This is a genomic window from Amycolatopsis bartoniae (assembly GCF_014191255.1).
GTDB lineage: Bacteria > Actinomycetota > Actinomycetes > Mycobacteriales > Pseudonocardiaceae > Amycolatopsis_E > Amycolatopsis_E bartoniae.
This window is the reverse complement of sequence record NZ_JACHWH010000019.1, coordinates 12,453-31,248: the sequence shown is the minus strand read 5'-3', so window position 1 is coordinate 31,248 and position 18,796 is coordinate 12,453. Positions and strand designations below refer to the sequence as shown.

The 18,796-nt window shown below is 71.3% G+C and carries 16 protein-coding genes; 12 read left to right on the top strand and 4 right to left on the bottom strand.

Annotated features, from left to right (window positions below; translation table 11 throughout):
• Nucleotides 1–5: 5 nt before the first annotated feature.
• Nucleotides 6–911, bottom strand: a complete 906-nt coding sequence (locus FHX82_RS35850; protein ID WP_145936359.1) for a LysR family transcriptional regulator — start codon at nt 909–911, stop codon at nt 6–8.
• A 204-nt stretch (nt 912–1,115) separates the two neighbouring features.
• Here FHX82_RS35850 and FHX82_RS35845 point away from each other — a divergent pair, with 204 nt between their 5' ends.
• From FHX82_RS35845 to FHX82_RS35790, 12 genes are all read left to right on the top strand, one after another.
• Nucleotides 1,116–3,515 carry a CaiB/BaiF CoA-transferase family protein gene (locus FHX82_RS35845; RefSeq protein ID WP_145936358.1) on the top strand — a complete coding sequence of 800 codons (2,400 nt, stop codon included), beginning with the start codon at nt 1,116–1,118 and terminating at the stop codon, nt 3,513–3,515.
• Nucleotides 3,515–4,300, top strand: a complete 786-nt coding sequence (locus tag FHX82_RS35840) for an alpha/beta fold hydrolase (protein ID WP_145936357.1) — start codon at nt 3,515–3,517, stop codon at nt 4,298–4,300. The genes FHX82_RS35845 and FHX82_RS35840 overlap by 1 nt, the downstream gene beginning before the upstream one ends.
• A gap of 19 nt (nt 4,301–4,319) precedes the next feature.
• Nucleotides 4,320–5,150 (top strand): crotonase/enoyl-CoA hydratase family protein, encoded by an 831-nt coding sequence (locus FHX82_RS35835; protein WP_229880285.1) that lies wholly within the window; start codon nt 4,320–4,322, stop codon nt 5,148–5,150.
• 2 nt (nt 5,151–5,152) lie between these two features.
• Nucleotides 5,153–6,310 carry a thiolase family protein gene (locus FHX82_RS35830; protein ID WP_145936356.1) on the top strand — a complete coding sequence of 386 codons (1,158 nt, stop codon included), beginning with the start codon at nt 5,153–5,155 and terminating at the stop codon, nt 6,308–6,310.
• Nucleotides 6,311–6,325: 15 nt separating this feature from the next.
• The gene (locus tag FHX82_RS35825; protein ID WP_145936355.1) at nt 6,326–6,724 is read left to right on the top strand and encodes a Zn-ribbon domain-containing OB-fold protein; all 399 of its coding nucleotides are present in this window, start codon (nt 6,326–6,328) and stop codon (nt 6,722–6,724) included.
• A gap of 26 nt (nt 6,725–6,750) precedes the next feature.
• Nucleotides 6,751–7,647, top strand: a complete 897-nt coding sequence (locus tag FHX82_RS35820) for a LysR family transcriptional regulator (RefSeq protein WP_145936354.1) — start codon at nt 6,751–6,753, stop codon at nt 7,645–7,647.
• 68 nt (nt 7,648–7,715) lie between these two features.
• Nucleotides 7,716–9,860, top strand: a complete 2,145-nt coding sequence (locus FHX82_RS35815; protein WP_145936353.1) for an acetate--CoA ligase family protein — start codon at nt 7,716–7,718, stop codon at nt 9,858–9,860.
• Nucleotides 9,861–9,899: 39 nt separating this feature from the next.
• A complete protein-coding gene (locus tag FHX82_RS35810; RefSeq protein WP_183177051.1) occupies nt 9,900–11,285 on the top strand; it encodes an MFS transporter in 1,386 nt (461 codons plus the stop codon).
• A 57-nt stretch (nt 11,286–11,342) separates the two neighbouring features.
• On the top strand, nt 11,343–11,948 hold the full coding sequence (locus FHX82_RS35805) for a TetR/AcrR family transcriptional regulator (protein WP_229880283.1): 606 nt from the start codon (nt 11,343–11,345) through the stop codon (nt 11,946–11,948).
• A gap of 147 nt (nt 11,949–12,095) precedes the next feature.
• Complete coding sequence (locus tag FHX82_RS35800) at nt 12,096–13,301, top strand: cytochrome P450 (protein ID WP_145936351.1); 1,206 nt, start codon at nt 12,096–12,098, stop codon at nt 13,299–13,301.
• A 13-nt stretch (nt 13,302–13,314) separates the two neighbouring features.
• Nucleotides 13,315–13,512: a ferredoxin gene (locus tag FHX82_RS35795; protein ID WP_145936350.1), complete on the top strand. Its 198-nt coding sequence runs from the start codon at nt 13,315–13,317 to the stop codon at nt 13,510–13,512.
• Nucleotides 13,509–14,714, top strand: a complete 1,206-nt coding sequence (locus FHX82_RS35790; protein ID WP_145936349.1) for an NAD(P)/FAD-dependent oxidoreductase — start codon at nt 13,509–13,511, stop codon at nt 14,712–14,714. Before FHX82_RS35795 ends, FHX82_RS35790 begins: the two co-directional genes overlap by 4 nt.
• A gap of 64 nt (nt 14,715–14,778) precedes the next feature.
• On the opposite strand, the gene FHX82_RS35785 is transcribed toward FHX82_RS35790, so the two are convergent.
• From FHX82_RS35785 to FHX82_RS35775, 3 genes are read right to left on the bottom strand one after another with little or no spacing between them, the layout of a single operon-like run.
• Entirely contained in the window at nt 14,779–15,987 is a 1,209-nt protein-coding gene (locus FHX82_RS35785) for a cytochrome P450 (protein ID WP_145936348.1), read from the bottom strand.
• Between the two features lie 53 nt (nt 15,988–16,040).
• Nucleotides 16,041–17,501, bottom strand: coding sequence for an MFS transporter (locus tag FHX82_RS35780; protein WP_183177050.1), 1,461 nt, complete (start codon nt 17,499–17,501; stop codon nt 16,041–16,043).
• 16 nt (nt 17,502–17,517) lie between these two features.
• On the bottom strand, nt 17,518–18,762 hold the full coding sequence (locus tag FHX82_RS35775; RefSeq protein ID WP_145936346.1) for a M20 family metallopeptidase: 1,245 nt from the start codon (nt 18,760–18,762) through the stop codon (nt 17,518–17,520).
• Nucleotides 18,763–18,796: the final 34 nt, after the last annotated feature.

Genomic DNA, 18,796 nt, shown 5'->3' with positions numbered 1-18,796 from the left:
CCGGGTCAGCCGAGCAACGGCAGGTCGTCGCCGCCCGGGCTCAGTGCGGCGACGACCGCGTCGATGGCGGCGTGGTGCACGCAGTCGCGGGCGCGCCAGGCGATGCCGATCTCGAACCGGATCTCGCCGTCCGCGACCGGATAGGTGCGCAGCCGGTCCAGGTCGAGGAACCGGGCCGCCGGGAGGTCGTCGCTGAGCGTGGCGAGCATCAGCTCACCCGTGCGCGCCATCCGTCCTTCGAGACCGATGACGTCGCGCAGGTCGATCTCCACGATGGACTCGACGCCGGCCCCGGTCAGGGCGTCGAGCATGGCCTTCATCGGCGCGGGTTGCATCGCCAGCGGGAACGACAGCAGCTTGCGGCCGCGCAGGTCCGGCAGCCGGAGGGGACGGCCCGTGGGCAGATTCGGATCGCCCACGGCGGCGACCGAGTAGCGGTAGCGGGCCAGGGCCGCCGTGGCGACGCCGGGGACGGTGACCGGGAGGTGCACGAGCGCCAGGTCCAGCTCGCCGTGCCGCAGGGACTCGATGAGCACCGACGAGACGTCCGAACTGAACTCGGGGGTGGCCGCCGACCGCTCCGCCGCGGACTCCATGAGCTGGCGGGTGAGCCTTTTCGACGTCCACGGTGTGGCACCGATCCGCAGCGGCGCTTCCTCACCCGCCGCGACCCGTTCGGCTTCGTCCGCCTGGGCGAGGATTTCCACCGCCAGCGGCAGGAACTCCTCGGCGAACGGGGTGCGCTCGAACCGGTGATACCTGCGGAGAAACAGCTCTCGGCCCAGATGCCGTTCCAGCTCGCGAATGGTACGGCTTAGTGGGGAGGAGGTGACGTTCAGGCACTCGGCCGCCGCGGCGATGGTGCCGGTGCGCGAAACCGTGACGAAGGCCCTCAGCTGTGACAGCTCCACGGTGCCACTCTAGGCGGCTGGGCACCCGTCGGCCCGCGCCGATCGCGTCCGGAGCACATTGCGGAAATTGGCCGGTGTCCCCGTCGTCGCGCGCAGCGTCCGCGCGGCCATCTTTGCGCTGTGCAGGGCGGGAACACGTGACCACAGTGGAAGGTGAACGCTGGCGGGAACCAGCGGTGACAGCGGCACACGAAGGAGTGAACCATGTCTCGGGACAACGACGTCATGACCGGCCGGCCGCTGAGCGGCGTCCGCGTCGTGGACGCGGTGGACGGACCGCTGCAGACGGTCGGCCGCGTCCTGGCCGACCTCGGTGCCGAGGTCCTGCGGGTCGAACCACCGGGCGGCTCACCCGCTCGCCGCTCCGGAGTGGTCCACAACGGACAGAGCCTGACGTTCCTGATGCGCAACGCCGGCAAGCACTACGTCACCCTGGACCTGGACACCGCCGAGGGACGTGCGGAGTTCGCCGAGCTGGCGGCCTCGGCGGACGTCGTCCTGCGGGACGAGCCGCGGACCGGTGACCTGGCCGCGGAACGGCTCCGCGAGCGCAACTCCCGGCTGGTCGTGGTCGAGATGACCGACTTCGGCACCTCCGGTGAACGCGCGGGCTGGGTCGCGACGCCGGACGTGCACGCGGCACTGAGCACCGTGCTGGCCCGGTCCGGACTGCCAGACGTCACCGAGCCGCTGCTGCCACCGGAGTTCCTGCTGTACGAGTCTGCGGCGGTCCAGGCGGTGTGGGTCGTGCTGCTGGAGCTGGCGCACGTGCGGGCCACCGGCGAGGGGGACATCGCGGACTTCTCGGTGCAGGAGGCGCTGATCCAGATCCTGGATCCGGTGTTCGGCGTGGGCGGCAGCGCCCGCGCCGGGGTGCCGTTGAGCGAGCTGCCCCGGGGACGTCCCGACGCGCGCCACCTGTACCCGATCTTCGCCGCGCGGGACGGGATGGTGCGCATCTGCGTCCTGTCGAAGCGCCAGTGGCGCGGGATGTTCGAGTGGCTCGGCAGGCCGGCGGAGTTCGACGACCCGAAGTACGACAACACGATGACGCGGTTCGGTGCCGCGCCCCGGCTGTACCCGCTGATCGGGCAGCTGTTCGCCGGGCTCACCATGGAAGAGGCGGTGGAACAGGGGCAGCAGCACGGGGTGCCGACCGCGGCGCTCGCCAGTGCGCAGGAGGTTCTCGCGGAGAAAGCGTTCCGCGAGAACGGTTCCTTCGTCGAGACCACCGTGGACGGTGCGCCCGCCGTGATGCACTCGGGCTGGTTCGAGCTCGACGACTCCCGGCTCCCGGCCCAGACCGGTGACGGCCCGTCCGCGCACACCGGGGTTCCGGCGCTGCCGGACGCGCGTCCGGGTCGGCTGCCGTTCGAGGGCCTGCGCGTGCTCGATCTCGGGGTCATCGTCGTCGGCGCCGAGCTGGGGCGGCTGTTCGCGGACTACGGCGCGGACGTGATCAAGATCGAGTCGTCGGCGTTTCCCGACGGGGCCCGGCAGACCCCCGGCGGGGAGCTCATCTCCGAGGGCACCAGCTGGGGCATGCGCAACAAGCGCGGCCTGGGCCTCAACCTGCGCAGCGAGGACGGCAAGCGGGTGTTCGCCGACCTGGTCCGCCGCTCCGACGTGGTGCTGACCAACTTCAAGCCGGGCACGCTGGCCTCGCTCGGGTTCGACATGGACACCCTGCGCTCGCTGAACCCCGGCATCATCCTGTCGGAGTCGAGCGCGTTCGGGAACCACGGCTCGTGGAGCAGGCGGCTGGGCTACGGGCCGCTGGTGCGGGCCAGTGCGGGGCTGTCGAAGCTGTGGTCCTACCCGGACGAGGACGACGGCTACAGCGACGCGATCACGATCTTCCCGGACCACGTGGTCGCCCGGCTGAACGCGGCGGCGATCGTGGCGCTGCTGATCCGCCGCGACCGCACCGGGGCCGGGGGCCGGGTGAGCACCGCGCAGGTCGACGCGATCTTCGGGGCGATGGCGGACCTGCTGCTCGCCGAGTCGCTCGCACCCGGGGCCGGGCCGCGCAGCGAGGGCAACGACCGGGGCGGCGACGCGTTCCGCGGCATCTTCCCCGCGGCCGGTGACGACGAGTGGCTCGTCGTCGACGCCCAGGGGGACGAGCGGTTCGCCGCGGTCGCGAAGGCCATCGGCAGGCCGGACCTCACCGGCGACGAGGGGTACGCGACGGCGGCCCAGCGCTGGGCGCGCAGGCACGAGCTGCGGGAACTGCTGGCGCAGTGGAGCCGGGCCAGAGACCCGCGCGACGCCGCGGCCGAGCTGCAGGCGCTGGGTGTGCCGGCCGGAGCGATGCTGCGGGTCGACGACCTGCGGGCGGACGCGCACCTGCGTTCCCGGAAGGTGTTCGGCCAGCTGGTCCAGCCGCAGCTGTCCCACCCGCTGGTCACGAACCTGGGCGAGGCGCGGACCCGGACACTGGGCGAGCCGCGGCTGGGTCCCGCGCCGCTGGCCGCCGAGCACACCCGGCAGGTCATGCGCGACGTCCTCGGCCTGCCCGACGACGAGATCCAGCGCCTGCTCGACGCGGGCGCGCTCGAGGAGAACCCGGCCGTGTCGGCCGAACGGAAGGGGGTGCGGTGATGCCCCGGATCGCACTGGACGACGTGGAGCTGTTCTACACCGACGAGGGCAGCGGACCCGCGGTGCTGCTGCTGCACGGCTGGTCGTGCGACTCGCACGACTGGTCGTGGCAGGTGCCCGCCCTGCTCGCCGCCGGCTACCGGGTGATCGCGCCGGATCACCGGGGCCACGGCCGCTCGTCCGCCCCGGAAGGCTCCTACCGCCCACAGGTCCTCGCCGACGACGCGGCGGCGCTGCTGCGCGCACTGGAGGTCGAGCAGGCCGTGGTGGCGGGTCACTCGATGGGCACGGTCGTGGCGTCGGCGTTGTCGGTCCGCCACCCCGGCCTGGTCCAGGGGCTGGTTCTGGTCGACCCCGTGTACAACACCGCGGACGAGCACCTCGCCCCCGTGCTCGCGGCGATGCGTGGTCCGGACCCGGTGGGAACCGCCGCCGGGATGTTCGCGGCGGGGTTCTACACCGCGACGACACCGCCGTTCCTGAAGACCTGGCACCTCCGGCGCCTGCTGGGCGTGCCGGAGCACGTCGTGTCGGGGTGCCTGCTCGGGCTCTACGAGGGCGACGAGGGAATCGGCCGTGGGGTGGTGGCCGCCGACTACCTCCGGCGGCGGTCCCAGCCGCGGCTGGCGGTCTACGCGAACGGGGAAGCGTCCACATTGGAGCGTTCGCTGCCGGCCGGTGACCGGGACGAGCTGCACGTCTGGGAAGGCGCGGGCCACTTCCTGCACCAGGAGCGTCCCGAGGAGTTCAACCGGCTGATGCTCGACTGGCTCGGCCGTGTGTGAGAAAGGGAAGTGAACGACTGTGGGCAGTTTCGACACTGAGCCCGAACCCATCGCGGTCGGGGGCGACGGCGCCGTGCTCGCCGAGAAGCGGGGACACGTGCTGCTGGTGACGTTGAACCGGCCGGAAGCACGCAACGCCGTCAACCGGGCCGTCACCGTCGGCGTCGGTGAGGCGCTGGACTACGCCGAGGACACCACCGACGTGTGGTGCGTGATCGTCACCGGTGCGGGGGACCGGGCGTTCTGCGCGGGCGCGGACCTGAAAGCCGCGGCGGCCGGTGACCTCGGGGGCGAGGACGAACGCCTGCGGCGCTGGGGGTTCGCGGGCTACGTGACGCACCACATCTCCAAGCCGACGATCGCCGCGGTGAACGGGTTCGCCCTCGGTGGCGGCACGGAGATCACCCTCGCCAGCGACCTCGCCGTGGCGGCGGACAGCGCGGCGTTCGGCCTGCCCGAGGTGAAGCGCGGCATCTTCGCGGGAGCGGGCGGCGCCTTCCGGCTGCCGCGGCAGATCCCGCACAAGATCGCGATGGAGGTCATGCTCACCGGTGAGCCGCTGTCCGCGCGACGCGCGCAGGAGCTCGGACTGGTCAACCAGGTCGTGCCGCTGGACGACCTGCTGCCGGCGGCGTTCGCGCTGGCCGACCGGATCCTGGCGAACGCACCGGTCGCGGTCCAGGTGACCAAGCGGATCGCCAAGGGCATCACCGACGGGACCGTCGCCGCCGAGGAGGCCGACTGGGCGCGCAGCGCGGCCGAGGGCGCGCATCTGATGACGACACAGGACGCCCGGGAAGGCATGCGCGCCTTCGCGGAGAAGCGTCAACCGCGCTGGGAAGGGAAGTGACCATGACTGTGCGGACCGCGATCGCCGGTCTCGGGATGAGCGAGATCGGCAAGGTCTACGGCTACACGGCGAGCGAGTTCGCCTCGATCGCCGTGCGCGACGCCGTCGCCGACGCCGGGCTGGAACTGGGCGACCTCGACGGCCTCATCGTCTCGAGCGGCCTCGGCAGCGGGGTCGACCTGGGCCTGCAGGGCATGCTCGGCCTGACGGACCTGAACCTGCTCACGTCCATGCAGGGCTACGGGTCCACCGCGGCCCAGATGGTGCAGTACGCCTCGATGGCCATCCAGTCGGGAATGGCGAACACGATCGCCGTCGTGTGGGCCGACGACCCGCTCAAGGAGAACCTCGGCGCGGGCGCGGCCTACCGGAGCGCGGCGTCGCTGCCCACCGGCTGGCGCGGGATGATGGCGGCGGGCGGGCTGTCCAGCGCGAACACCTACTACGCGCTCGCCGCCCGGCGGCACATGCGGAAGTACGGCACCACCAACGACCACCTGGGCGCGATCGCGGTGGCGCAGCGGCAGTGGGCGACGATGAACCCGCTGGCACAGCTACGCAAACCCATCACGCTGGCGGACTACCACGCCTCACGCTGGATCTCCGAACCGTTCCACCTGCTCGACTGCTGCCTGGTCTCCAACGGCGGCATCGCGCTCGTGATCACGTCGCTGGACCGCGCCCGTACCCTCAAGCAGCCGCCCGTCGAGGTGCTCGGCTGGGCCCAGACCCACCCCGGCCGCACCGGCGTGCGCAACGAGGACTTCGGGCTCGTCAGCGGCGCCGCGCGCTCGGGACCGGCCGCGCTGCGGATGGCCGACACGAAGCTGGACGAGATCGACGTGGTCGAGGTGTACGACTGCTACACCTTCACCGCGCTGATCACGCTGGAGGACTACGGGTTCTGCGAGAAGGGCGAAGGCGGGCCCTTCCTGGCGGAGCCGGGCAGGCTCGGCCCGGACGGGACGCTCAAGGTGAACACCGGCGGCGGTGAGCTGTCCTCGTACTACCTGTGGGGGATGACCCCGCTGTCCGAGGCCGTCATCCAGACCCGGGGCCAGGCGGGGGAACGGCAGGTCGCCAAGCACGACCGGGTGCTGGTGTCCGGCAACGGCGGCACCCTCGACCACCACGCCACCCTCGTGCTGGGCACTGTCTAGAAAGGACTGAGTGGAATGGCACTTTTCCCAGTGCGCCGGGACGCGGCGACGGCAGAGTTCTTCGACGGCACCGCGCGCGGTGAGTTCCTGCTGCTACGCGACACCACCACCGGCGAGATCCTCGACCCCCGCACCGACACCGCCTTCGACAGGGCCCGTTTCGAGCACGTGCCGGCCTCGGGCGAAGGGACCGTCGTGACCTGGTCGGTGCCCCACACCAGGACACCCGACGGCGGCACCCGTCGTTCCGTGGTGGGCATCGTAGAGCTCGCCGAAGGCCCGTGGTGGTGGACCGAGCTGCGCGGGTTCGACCCGGACGAGGACCTCGCCGGGGCGCGGGTGCGGGTGCGGTTCGAGAAGTCCGGCGACGGCGAGCACGACGAGACGGTGCCGTACTTCGCCAAGGTGGAGTAGCCGGGTCCCCGCCCGAGGAGTCGCTTGTGGACATTCGGCACCTGCGGTACTTCGTCGAGGTCGCCAGGGCGGGCACCGTCGCCGCGGCCAGCGTCAGCCTCTCGATGGAGGCCAGTCCGCTGTCGCGGCGCATCCGCGACCTGGAACGGCACCTGGGCGCGCCGCTGTTCGTGCGGGGCGGCCGTCGTCTCGACCTCACCGAGGCGGGACGGCGGCTGCTGCCGCTCGCCGAGGAGGTGCTGAGCGCCTTCGACCGCGTCGAAGCACTCCGCATCGGAATCCGGGAAGTGCCGTTCCGGGTGGGGCTCGTGCCCGGGATCAGCGCCACCGTCACCGAGGTTTTGGAGGATGTCCTCGGGCGGCTGCGTCCCGGGGCCGAGCTGGAGTTCCTGCCCGCCAGCTCGCCCGTGCAAAACCGGAAGGTGCTCGATCAGCAGCTCGACATCGCCACCGTGCGCGTCGTGGCGGCCGATGAGCGGCTGGGACGTGTGCCGATCGGCGTGGAGCAGATCGAGGTGCTCGCCGGCGCGCAAGCCGCAGCACGGCTTCCCGGGCACCGGCTGACCGAAGGCGCTCTCGAAGGCTGGACACTGCTCACCTCGTATCCGTTGAACTTCAGCGCCGATCTCGACCGCTTCCTGGCCGAGCAGCGGCTCACCGACATCCGCGTGCTGCCGCGTGCGGACACCAACGCGCTCGCGGTGCTGGCGCAGCACGGCCGGCGGGTGATGCTGAACCTCGTGGGATCGCCGTGGCCCACGAGCGCCTCGCTCGTGCGGCTCGTGACCGAGCGTCCGATCCTCGCCGCCACCCACCTGGTGTGGCGGCGTGACCGCGTCGATCTCGACGACATCGTCCGCGCGGTGCGCGAGCGCGTGACTGCCGAGCCGGACCGTTTCGGTCCGGCTCCGCGACCCAGCTGATCGTGGTTCCCCCGGCTCCCGCTGACTAGCGTTTTCCTCGCACATCACGAACGCAAGGGAGCGAACGCGTGACCACGACGATGGACCAGGCACCGGCGGACAGCGGCGGCAGGCCGGGTGGGCGGCACCGGCTGAGCCCGCTGTTCGAGCCGCGGTCGGTGGCGCTGGTGGGGGCGAGCGACCGGAACGCGTGGTCGGGTCTGGTGGAGCACGCTTTGCGCGCCTACGGCTTCGACGGCGAGGTCTACTACGTCAACCCCCGCGGCGGCACGGCCCACGGGCACGAGCTGGCCACCAGCCTGTCCAGCCTGCCCCGGGTACCCGATCTCGTGTACGTGATGGTGCCCGCCGCCAGGGTGTACGGCGTGCTGGAGGAGGCCGCTGTCCTGGGCGTTCCGGCGGCCGAGGTGCTCAGCTCCGGTTTCGCCGAGGTGGGTCCGGAGGGGCTCGTGCTGCAGAACGCGATCGCCGAGCTCGCGAGCAGGACCGGCATGGCCGTGCTGGGGCCGAACAACCTCGGTTTCGCCAACGTGCGGGCAGGAATCGGGCTCACCCCGATGGGGCAGGACGCTCCGCTGCGCCCGGGGTCGGTGGCAATCGTGTCGCAGAGCGGAAACCTGGGCGGTCAACTGTCCACATTGGCCCGTCAGTTCGACGTCGGGGTCAGCGTCGTGGTCAGCACGGGCAACGAGGTCGGCGTCACGGCGGGCGACGTGATCGACTACCTGGTCGACGATCCGGGGACCACCGCCATCGGCGTGTTCCTCGAGACGATCCGCCGTCCCGACGACTTCCGCGCGGCCTGTCTGCGCGCGCACGCGGCGGGCAAGCTCGTCGTGGTGCTGAAGGCAGGCCGGAGCGAAGCGGCCGCGCGCAGCGCCATGGCGCACACCGGATCGCTCGTCGGTGACGACGCCGTGATCGAAGCCGCGCTCACCGCCGCGGGCGTGGTCCGCGTCGACACGCTCGAGGATCTCCTCGCCACGGCGGACATCTTCACGAGGGTCGGCCCGATCCGGGGCAACCGAGTCGGTGTCACCTCCATCTCGGGTGGCGCCGGAGACATCGCCGGCGACCTGGCGGAGCCGCTCGGGCTCCAGCTGCCGCAGATCGCCCCCGAGACGGCCGCCGGGCTCGCCGAGGTGCTGCCTTCCTACGGCACCGCCCAGAACCCGCTCGACGTCACCGGCGCCGCGGTCGCCGACCGGGAGCTGTTCGGCAAGGGGCTGGCCCTGATGTCCGCCGACCCGAACATCGACGTGTCCATCGCCATCACCGAAGCCGACCACATGGCGGCCACCCCCGAGGACGGCATGCTCGCCGGCCTGCTGAGCGCTGCGGAGAACTCGCCCGTCCCGGCCCTGCTGGTGAGCACGACGGTGCGCACCTACTCCGACACGACGCTCCGGCTCAGGCGGGAACACCCGATGCCCGCCGTCGCCTGGGGACTGGACCGCGTGCTGACAGCCTTGTCCCTGCTCGCCCGCCACGCGCGTGCGCACCTGCTGGACACCACGGCCGACGCCGGGCCGCTCGACGTCACCGGCCTCGGGCCCGCCACCGGTACCTGGTCGGAGTCCCGCAGCCGCGCACTGCTCGAACGCGAGGGCGTGCCGGTGGTCCCGGCGACCGTCGTTCGCGACGGCGCGACCGCGGCGGGACTGGTCGCGGGCTCGGCGGACCGGTACGCGCTGAAGATCGTCTCGCCCGACATCGCCCACAAGTCCGACGTCGGTGGCGTCGTGCTCGGCGTGGCGGCGGCGGACGTGCCCGCGCACGTCGACGCCCTGCTGACGCACATCGCCGCCGCGGTGCCCGGCGCGTCGGTGGACGGCGTGCTGGTGAGCCCGATGCGCGAGGGCGGACTGGAGTTCCTCGTCGGTGTGGTGCGGGATCCGGACTGGGGTGCGGTGCTGGCGGTCGGCATGGGCGGGGTGTGGACCGAGACGCTGCGGGACGTGCGCAGGATCGCGCTGCCCGCCGACCGGGACACCGTCCGCGACGCCATCCTGGAGTTGAAGGCCGCGCCCCTGCTGCAGGGGGCCCGCGGCAGCGCACCGATCGACGTCGACCGGCTCGCGGACGTCGTCTGGCGCATCGGCGACCTCGCCCGGCGCCTCGGCCCGGATCTCGCCGCGCTGGAGGTGAACCCGTTGCGCGTTGCCGCGGACGGCATCGAAGCGCTCGACGCACTGGTCGTCTGGAACGACTAATCCCTTCTGCACCCCCTACAACGACGTAAGGAGCGCACTGTGTCCACCGTTCCCACCCACGTGCCGGAGGCGGATCTCCGGCGGGGAGCCCGGGTCAACCAGCTGCTCGACGACGCACCCCGCGTCGGGCTGAGCGCGCTGGCGACGTTCGGCCTCCTGCTGACCTACCTGTTCGCCAACTACGACATCAGCGTCGTCACGATCACGTTCCCGTCGATCTCCCGGTCGCTCGGGCTGCACGTCACCGACCTGTCCTGGCCGGTCACCGCCAACCTGGTCGGGTACGCGATCGGGGCGTACCTGCTGGGCCACCTCGCCGACCGGCGCGGACGGCTGGCCGGCCTGCGGGGCACGGTGGCCGTGCTCGGCGCCAGCGGCCTGCTGACGGCGATGTCGTGGAACCTGTGGTCGTTCACGCTCTTCCGGTTCCTGTGCGGGTGCGGCATGGGCGCGGTGCTGGCGCTCGCCTCGGCCTACGTCGGGGAGCTGGCGCCGAAGAACCGCCGTGGCCGGTACCTGACCACGATCTACCTGATGCAGGCGGTCCTGCTCACGCTGATCGGGTTCGGGTCGCTGCCGGTGCTCGACCTCGGCCCGGCCGGCTGGCGCATCCTCATCGCGTTCGGCGCTCTCGTCCTGGTCGTGCTGTTCCTGCTGGGCGACCGTGTCATCCCGGAGTCACCCCGCTGGCTCGCGGCACGCGGTCAGCTCGACCGGGCCGAGCGGATCACCGAGCGGCTGGCCGCGCGCTCCTACCGGCACGCGCAGCTGCCACCCGAGGGTCCGGCCACGGTGGCGGAGCCCGTCAAGGACGCCCGCACGCCGCTCGCCGAGCTGCTGCGCCGCCCGATGCTGGGCCGGGTCGCGCTGATCACCGGCTTCTGGTTCTTCTTCTACGTCGGGTTCTACGGGTTCAGCTCCTACCAGCCGCTGCTGCTGGAGGGCCTCGGCGCGCGACCGGCCGAGGCCATCTGGCTCACCGTCATCGGCCGGATCTCCGGGGTCCTGTCCTGCCTGCTGCTCTTCGGCGCCATCGAGCGTTTCGAACGGCGCACGATCATCGTGCTCTCCGCGGGCATGACACTGGTGAGCTACCTGCTGCTGGTCGCCGGTTCGGGGCCCGCCGTGCTCGTCGTGGCGAACCTGCTGTTCACCTTCGCCATCGGCATCATGGTGCCCCCGGCGTTCACCTACACCGCCGAGATCTTCCCGACCCACGCCCGCGGCACGGCCGCCGCGATCGGCGACGGAGTGGGACACCTCGGTGGCGCGGTGGCGCCGTTCGTGGTCCTGCCGGTGCTCTCCCAGGCCGGTGCCCACTGGGCGATGTGGACGATCATCGCGACGATGGTGGTCGCGACCACGTCGGTCGCGCTGGGCCCGCGCACGAAGGACCGGTCACTCGCGGAGATCTCGGTCGGGTAGGGCGCGGCGGCCGGGCGCCGGGGCGGGGTAGTTTGCGCGGTAAGCGAAGATGGGCCGGTGAAGGATCACGTGAACGCCACGCCCGCGCGCGTCCGCAACCGGTGGGGTGAGGGCGAGCAGTTGCGGACGGAGATCCTGCAGGCTGCCAGCCGGTTGTTGTCGAGTATCGAGGGCGAGGACGCCCTGACGGTCCGCGGTATCGCTCGGGCGGCGGGGATCGCACCGGCCAGCATCTACCAGCATTTCGCCGACCGCGCCGAGGTCGTGCGGGCCCTGCTGCGGTTCGAGTTCGCGCGGTTGCGGACGGCGATGCGCGAGGCGGACGAAAGCCTGGGCGAGGGCGAGGTCGTGGGCCGGGTGCGGGCCCAGCTTCGCGCCTACTGCGCCTTCGCGATCGAGAACCCGGGCCACTACCGCCTGATGCTCAACAGCGGCACCGAACGGACCGAACTGCTGTCGGACGTGCTCGCGATGGTGGCGGAGGGCTTCGTGCGGTGCGAGGCGGCGGGGCGCGCGTTGCGGCTGCCCAGCGACCGTGCCGCGGTCCTCGTGGTGGTGAGCGTCCACGGGCGAGTGGCGCTGCTGCACAGCAGTACCGCGCGGCACAGTCCCCAGGCGATCGCGGAGTTCGTCGACGAGCTGGTCTCACTCGTGCTCGCGTAGTCCGTTATCTCCGTTTGCTTCCCCGTCGGCCCGGCCGCTGCCATGCGCTGTCCCACAGAACAGTGGACAACTTCCCACCGGATTGCCTAACATCTGTTCGGTAAGTATCCGAACAATCGTTCAGTGACTTTCCGTGAAGGGTGCAGGATGGCGACGACAACACCCAGCTTCCCGATGACCCGCGGACGGTGTCCGTTCGATCCACCGCCCGAGCTCGGGCGCCTGCAGGCCGAAGCTCCGGTGTCACGGGTGAAACTGTGGGACGGCAGCACACCGTGGCTGGTGACCCGCTACGACGACGTCCGGACAGTGCTGGCCGGCCCACGGGTCAGCGCCGACAACGAACGGCCCGGCTACCCCAGTATCAACGCGGCGGTGACCGCCAGCCGCAGGCGCGCCAAGTCGTTCATCAACCTGGACGATCCCCAGCACGCCGCCCAGCGCCGGCTGCTCACACAGGACTTCATGGTCAAGAAGATGGAGGCGTTGCGGCCGTGGCTCCAGCGGATCGTCGACGAGCTCATCGACGGGATGCTGGCGGGTCCGAAGCCCGCGGACCTCGTCGAAGCGCTGGCGCTCCCGCTGCCGTCGCTGGTCATCTGCAAGCTCCTCGGCGTCCCGTACGCCGATCACGACTTCTTCCAGCGGGTCAGCAAGAAGCTGATCGCCCACGACACGACGGAAGAGGACTCCCTCGCCGCGGTCGACGAGCTGCTCGGCTACCTGCGCGATCTGGTGGACCGGAAGAACGAGGAGCCGGGCGACGACCTGCTCAGCAGGCTGGCCGTCGAGCAGTTGCGCACCGGCGCCATGACCAGGGACCAGATCGCGTCGATGGGGCGGTTGCTGCTGTCGGCCGGGCACGAGACGACGGCGAACATGATCGCGCTGGGCACGGTCGCGCTGCTGGAGAACCCGGCCCAGCTGGCGCAGGTGCGCGAGAGCGACGACCCGAAGTTGATCGCGAACGCCGTCGAGGAGCTGTTGCGGTACCTGACGATCACGCATTCCGGACGGCGTCGCGTCGCCCTGGAGGACATCGAGATCGGCGGGGAGGTGATCCGCGAGGGTGAGGGCATCATCGCGGCCAATGACATCGCCAACAGGGACGGCGCCGCGTTCCCCCGGCCCGACGCGCTCGACGTGCGCCGCAAGGCGCGGCATCACCTCGCGTTCGGTTACGGCGTGCACCAGTGCCTCGGGCAGCCCTTGGCCCGCGTCGAGCTCCAGGTCGTGTACGGCACGCTCTACCGCCGCGTTCCCACGCTGGCGCTGGCCGTACCGGTGGAAGACCTGAGGTTCAAACGAGACATGGCGGTGTACGGCGTCCACGAACTGCCCGTCACCTGGTAGAGAAAGGAAAACCATGAAGATCGAGGTCGATCAGGACAAGTGCGTCGGCGCGGGGCAGTGCGTGTTCGCGGCGGCGGAGGTCTTCGACCAGCGCGACAGTGACGGGGTGGTCGAGCTGCTCGAGGAGAACCCGCCCGAGGAACAGTGGGACGCGGTGCGGGAAGCCGCCATGGTGTGCCCCGCGGCGGCGATCACCGTGCACGAGCGGTGAAGACTCCGGAAAGCGTCGTGATCGCGGGCGCATCGGCCGCCGGGCTGTCGGTCGCGGAGACGTTGCGCCGCGGAGGCTTTTCGGGGCGGATCACCCTGATCGGCGAAGAGGAGCACCTGCCGTACGACCGTCCGCCGCTGTCGAAGGAGATCCTGTCGGGAAAGTGGCCGCAGGAGCGGGTCTGGCTGCGCGAGCGGGCCGTGATCGAGGCACTGGGCCTGGACCTGCGCCTGGGCGTGCGTGCGACCGGGTTGGACGACCAGGCGCGCCGGGTCGAGCTGTCGGACGGGAGCACGGTCGACTACGACGAGCTCGTGATCGCGACCGGCGCCCGTGCCCGGCGCCTGCCGGGGACCGAGGGCGTCGCCGGGGTGCACGTCCTGCGCACGCTGGATGACGCCTTGGCTCTGCGTGCCGAGCTGGAGGTGTCCCGCCGGCTGGTCATCGTCGGCGCGGGTTTCCTCGGCGCCGAAGTGGCGGCGGTGGCCACGCTCGGCGGAGCGGAAGTGAGCCTGGTGTCGGACATCCCGGCTCCGCTGGCCGACGTGCTCGGGCCGGAGGTCGGCGGGATGCTCGTGGACGTGCACGCCGCGCACGGGGTGCGGATCCTGGCCGGCGTGGGCGTGCGGGAGGTGCTCGTGGACGGTGGCCGCGCCCGCGGGGTGCGGCTGGCCGACGGCAGGAGCGTCCACGCGGACGCGGTTCTGGTGGCGATCGGCTCGGTGCCCACTGTGGACTGGCTGGCCGGCAGCGGTGTCGAAACCGGGAACGGCGTGGTGTGCGACCGGTACTGCCAGGCCGCGCCCGGGGTCTGGGCCGCGGGGGACGTGGCTTCCTGGGAGCACGTCGGCTTCGGCGAACGGCTGCGCATCGAACACCGGACCAACGCGGCGGAACAGGGCATGGCCGTGGCCCGCAACATCCTCGCCGGTGACGAGCGCAAGCCGTTCACGCCGATCCCCTACATCTGGTCGGACCAGTACGACCTGAAGATCCAGATCCACGGCCTTCCCCGTGGGGCGGACGGGTTCGCGATCACGGAGGGGAGTCTCGGCGACCGTTCGCTGCTGGCCCTGTACGGCAAGAACGGCGCCGTGCGCGCGGCGGTCGGTGTCAACAGGATCCGTCCCGCCCGCCAGGCGAGAGCCCTGGTCGCGAACGGCGCTCCCTGGGCGGCCGCCGCCACCAACGGAAGCGGCTGACGGCGCTGGTCATGCCTCGGCGCAGCGGCGATCCCTGGGGGATGGCCGCTGCGCCGGGCTCACCTCACCAGGTCACGGGGAGCTCGTGCACGCCGTAGACGACCATGTCGTGCTTGAACCGCAGCTTCTCCGCGGGCACGGCCAGCGCCAGCGTGGGAATGCGGCGGTAGAGCGTGCCGTACACGACCTGGAGCTCGACGCGGGCCAAGGGCTGGCCGAGGCACTGGTGCACGCCGTAACCGAAGGCGAGGTGGTGGCGCGCCTTGCGGTGGATGTCGAGCCGGTCCGGGTCCGGGAACGCCGACGGATCGCGGTTGGCGATGTCGTTGGCGCCGATGATGCCCTCGCCGGCGCGGATGTGGTGGCCGTGCAGTTCGATGTCCTCGGCCGCGACACGGCGGCGGCCGGAGTGGGTGATCGTGAGGTAGCGCAGCAGTTCTTCGACGGTGTTCGCGATCAGTTCCGGCGTGCCGCGGTCCCGGATCTCCGCGAGCTGGTCCGGATGCTGCAGCAGGGCCACGGTGCCGAGCGCGATCATGTTCGCCGTCGTCTCGTGCCCGGCCACGAGCAGCAGCTGCACGGTACCCGCGATCTCTTCGCGGCTCATCGCGCCAGTCCGCAGCTGGCCGACGGTGAGCCTGCTGATCAGGTCGTCGCCCGGTTCCTCGTTCTTCCGGTCGATCAGGCCGCCGAGGTAGGAGAGCAGTTCCTCGGTCGCCGCGAGGGACTCTTCCGCGCTCGCGTGGCGGGACGTCATCGTCTTGCTGATGCGGTGGAAGACGGCCCGGTCGGCGTAGGGCACGCCGAGCAGTTCGCAGATCACGAGCGAGGGCAGCGGCAACGCGAACGCGTCCACGAGGTCGGCCGGGTTCGGGCCGGCCAGCAGGTCGTCGATCAGCTCGTCCACGATCTGCTGGATGCGCGGGCGCAACGCCTGCATCTTCTTGACCATGAAGTCACCGGTGAGCAGCCGGCGCTGTGCGGCGTGGTCCGGGTCGTCCATGTTGATGAACGGCTTGAACCTGCTGCGCCGCGCGGCCATGCCCGGACTGGGGTGCGGGTAGCCGGGTAGTCCGGTGTCCGAGCTCGTGCGGTTGCCGTGCAGCACCGTCCGGAGGTCCTCGTAGCGGGTGATCAGCCAGGGTGTGCTGCCGTCCCACAGGCGCACCCTGGAAACGGGCTCCTCCTGCTGGAGCCGGGCCAGCTCGGGCGGCGGGTCGAACGGGCAGCCGGCGTTGCGCGGCAGGGGAAAGGCCGGAGCGACCTCCGTCATGGGCTTCCTCTCCAACTTGGTGAACAATCGTTCGGGAAGTTACCAAACAGATGTTAGGAATCCTCGTGAACGACTGTCAACGGAGATGCCCCGGTTGGCGCAGGCGCGGGGTAGTGGCGGCGCCCGGCGCGGAGGGCGAAACCGATCGCGGCGGTGGCGGCGATCAGCCCGAACAACGCGGCCACTGCCCAGACCCACCGGAAGCCGGCCTCGGTGACGACGCCGAGTCGTGGAGTCAGGTTCAGGGTGAGCACGGCGGTGATCACGGCGGCACCGACCGAGTCGCCGACGGTGGTGGACAGTTCGTAGATGCCCGAGCCCGTCGAGGTTTCTTCGGGGTGGAGGTTGTCGATGACGATGGTGCGGGTGGAGCCTTCGATGAATCCCATCCCGGCCGAGCTGAGGGCGGTGCAGAGGATGAACTCGGTGAGGCTGGTGTGGAGGAAGACCAGCGCCAGGAAGCCGGCGCAGACCAGGATGGCTCCGGTCGCCATGGTCCACGGGTAACCGAGGATCCTGCCGATGCGGGCGGTCAGCGTCGCCGCGAGTGCGGCGCAGGCGATGCCGGGGAGCAGGGCGAGGCCGATGTGCAGCGCGTTGAGGCCGAGGCCGTAGCCGAATCGGCCGCTGGGCAGGGCCATGAAGGTGGAGTTGGCGACCTGGGTGCCGATGGTCGCCGAGTAGACGCCGATGGCCACGACGTAGACCGGGAGCAGACGGCCGCGGAACAGGAACCGGAGATCGACCATCGGCCGGCCGGTGCGCAGTTCGACTGTGACCCACCCGGCGAGCACGGCGACCCCGGCGGCGAGCAGCACGAGGGTGCGGGTGCTGGTCCAGTGCCAGGTGGAACCCTGGCTCAGGCCGAGCAACAGGCAGGCGAGTCCGAGGCCGAGCAGGGCGACGCCGGGCCAGTCCACGCCGGCGTCGGCGGGGCGGTCGAACCCGCGGGCGGGAACGAGCAGGAGCACCGCGAACCCGAGCAGTGTCCCGATCGCGGGGACCCACAGTGCCAGAGCCGGACCGCCGGTGGCACGGACCAGCAACCCGGACGCGATCACTCCGGCGAGTGTGCCGAACAGCAGAATTCCGGACAGGTAAGCGATTCCGCGACGGGTCGCGTCACCGGGGAAGCCGCCGCGGAGGACGCCGAACATCAGCGGCAGGTAGGCGGGGAACATGCCCTGCAGGGCACGCCCGGCGAGCAGGACCCCGAAGTCGGGGGCCGCCGCGATCAGGACGCAGCCGGCGGCGACGAGCCCGACGAGGACGCGCAGGACGCGGTGGTGGCCGTGGACGTCGCCGAGCTTGGCGAACAGCGGCGTGAAGACCGCATTGGACAGGGTGAAGATGATCAGCGCCCAGGACACGCTGCTGGTGCTGACACCGAAACGCTCGGCGAGGGCCGGGTAGAGCGGGACGAAGTACGCCTGCAGGACGCCGCTGAACAACTCCACGACCAGCAGCGAGGACAGCACCATGCGGAACGAGCCGCGCGCGGGCTGGGCACTCATCGGGAACCTCCAGAGGTCAGGGGGCTTCGGGCGTGTTCTGCGGCGGGTAGGCGGGCACGCGAGTGGCGCCGGCCGGGCGCGCTTGCTGGGCGGCGATGACTTCGCCGCGTGCGTCGGCATCCGCCGCCAGGTCGGCGACGGCGCAGGCGAGTGCGTACGCGGCGTCGACGATCGCGTCGTCGGCCGCGGGAGTGGCGGTCGCGGCGGCGAACTCGGTGGTGTGCGGCATGGCTTTCGACCCGGGGATCCCGATCCCGGGGTGGATCGACGGCACGACCTGGCTGACGTTGCCCATGTCGGTCGAACCGCCCACGGCCCCTGGCCTCTCGAGGATGGTGCGGCCGCGGCGTTCGAGAGCTTCGTCGTAGCGATCGGCCAGGAACGGGTGTTGCACCAGCGGCTGGTAAACCGGATCGATGGGCGTGACCCGCACGCCGCAGCCGGTGGCCATCGCGGCGGCGTGCACGCAGGCGAGATAGCGGTCCTTGACGTCGCGCAGGACGTCGGCGTCGGTCGAGCGGACCTCGCCTTCGAGTGCGGCGGTGGCCGGAATGACGTTGGCGACGTCACCGGCGTTGAGGGTGACCGCGCCCATCCGCACGCCGTCGGGCACCTGCTGGCGCAGCAGGCCGAGTGCGACGTGCAGCAGTGTCGCGGCGTTGCCGGCGTTGACCCCGAGGTGCGGCGCGACCGCGGCGTGCGACGCCTTGCCGGTGTATTCGATCCGGAAGCCGTCCCGCCCCTGCGAGGTGAGGCCCCGGCTGCGGAACGCCCCGCCCGGGCCCGGATGCACCATCACCGAGATCGTCGCGTCCTCCCAGGCTCCGGCTTCGAGCAGGAGTGCTTTGCCCCCGCCGCGTTCCTCGGCGGGCGTGCCGAGCAGCTTCACGGTCAGGTCGAGCTCGCCGGCGAGTTCGGCCAGCGCGATCGCGGCGCCGACGCCGGCGGTCGCGATGATGTTGTGGCCGCAGGCGTGGCCGATGTTCGGGAGTGCGTCGTACTCCGCGCACACCACCACCGTCATCGACCCCTCGCCCCGCACGGCTTCGATCGCGGTGTCCAGCCCGTAGACGCCGACCTCCGTGCGGAAGCCGGCGTCGCGGAGCACGCCCGCGACGACGCCCGCGGACCGGTGCTCGGCGAAGGCCGTTTCGGGATGGTCGTGCAGGTCGTGGCTGGCCGCGACCAGGCGATCCCGCCACTGGGCGACCGTTTTTTCGACAGCGGCGTGCAGTTTGCCCGCCGGGACCGTCTCGCTCATCGCAGCCCTTTCCTGCGGTCCGTTGATGTTGACG

What these genes read in the sequence shown, in the direction of transcription:
- FHX82_RS35800 (WP_145936351.1), top strand. Translation starts at nt 12,096, where the DNA reads ATGGCGACGACAACACCCAGCTTCCCGATGACCCGCGGACGGTGTCCG.
- FHX82_RS35785 (WP_145936348.1), bottom strand. Translation starts at nt 15,987, where the DNA reads ATGACGGAGGTCGCTCCGGCCTTTCCCCTGCCGCGCAACGCCGGCTGC.
- FHX82_RS35780 (WP_183177050.1), bottom strand. Translation starts at nt 17,501, where the DNA reads ATGAGTGCCCAGCCCGCGCGCGGCTCGTTCCGCATGGTGCTGTCCTCG.
- FHX82_RS35795 (WP_145936350.1), top strand. Translation starts at nt 13,315, where the DNA reads ATGAAGATCGAGGTCGATCAGGACAAGTGCGTCGGCGCGGGGCAGTGC.
- FHX82_RS35775 (WP_145936346.1), bottom strand. Translation starts at nt 18,762, where the DNA reads ATGAGCGAGACGGTCCCGGCGGGCAAACTGCACGCCGCTGTCGAAAAA.
- FHX82_RS35840 (WP_145936357.1), top strand. Translation starts at nt 3,515, where the DNA reads ATGCCCCGGATCGCACTGGACGACGTGGAGCTGTTCTACACCGACGAG.
- FHX82_RS35825 (WP_145936355.1), top strand. Translation starts at nt 6,326, where the DNA reads ATGGCACTTTTCCCAGTGCGCCGGGACGCGGCGACGGCAGAGTTCTTC.
- FHX82_RS35830 (WP_145936356.1), top strand. Translation starts at nt 5,153, where the DNA reads ATGACTGTGCGGACCGCGATCGCCGGTCTCGGGATGAGCGAGATCGGC.
- FHX82_RS35845 (WP_145936358.1), top strand. Translation starts at nt 1,116, where the DNA reads ATGTCTCGGGACAACGACGTCATGACCGGCCGGCCGCTGAGCGGCGTC.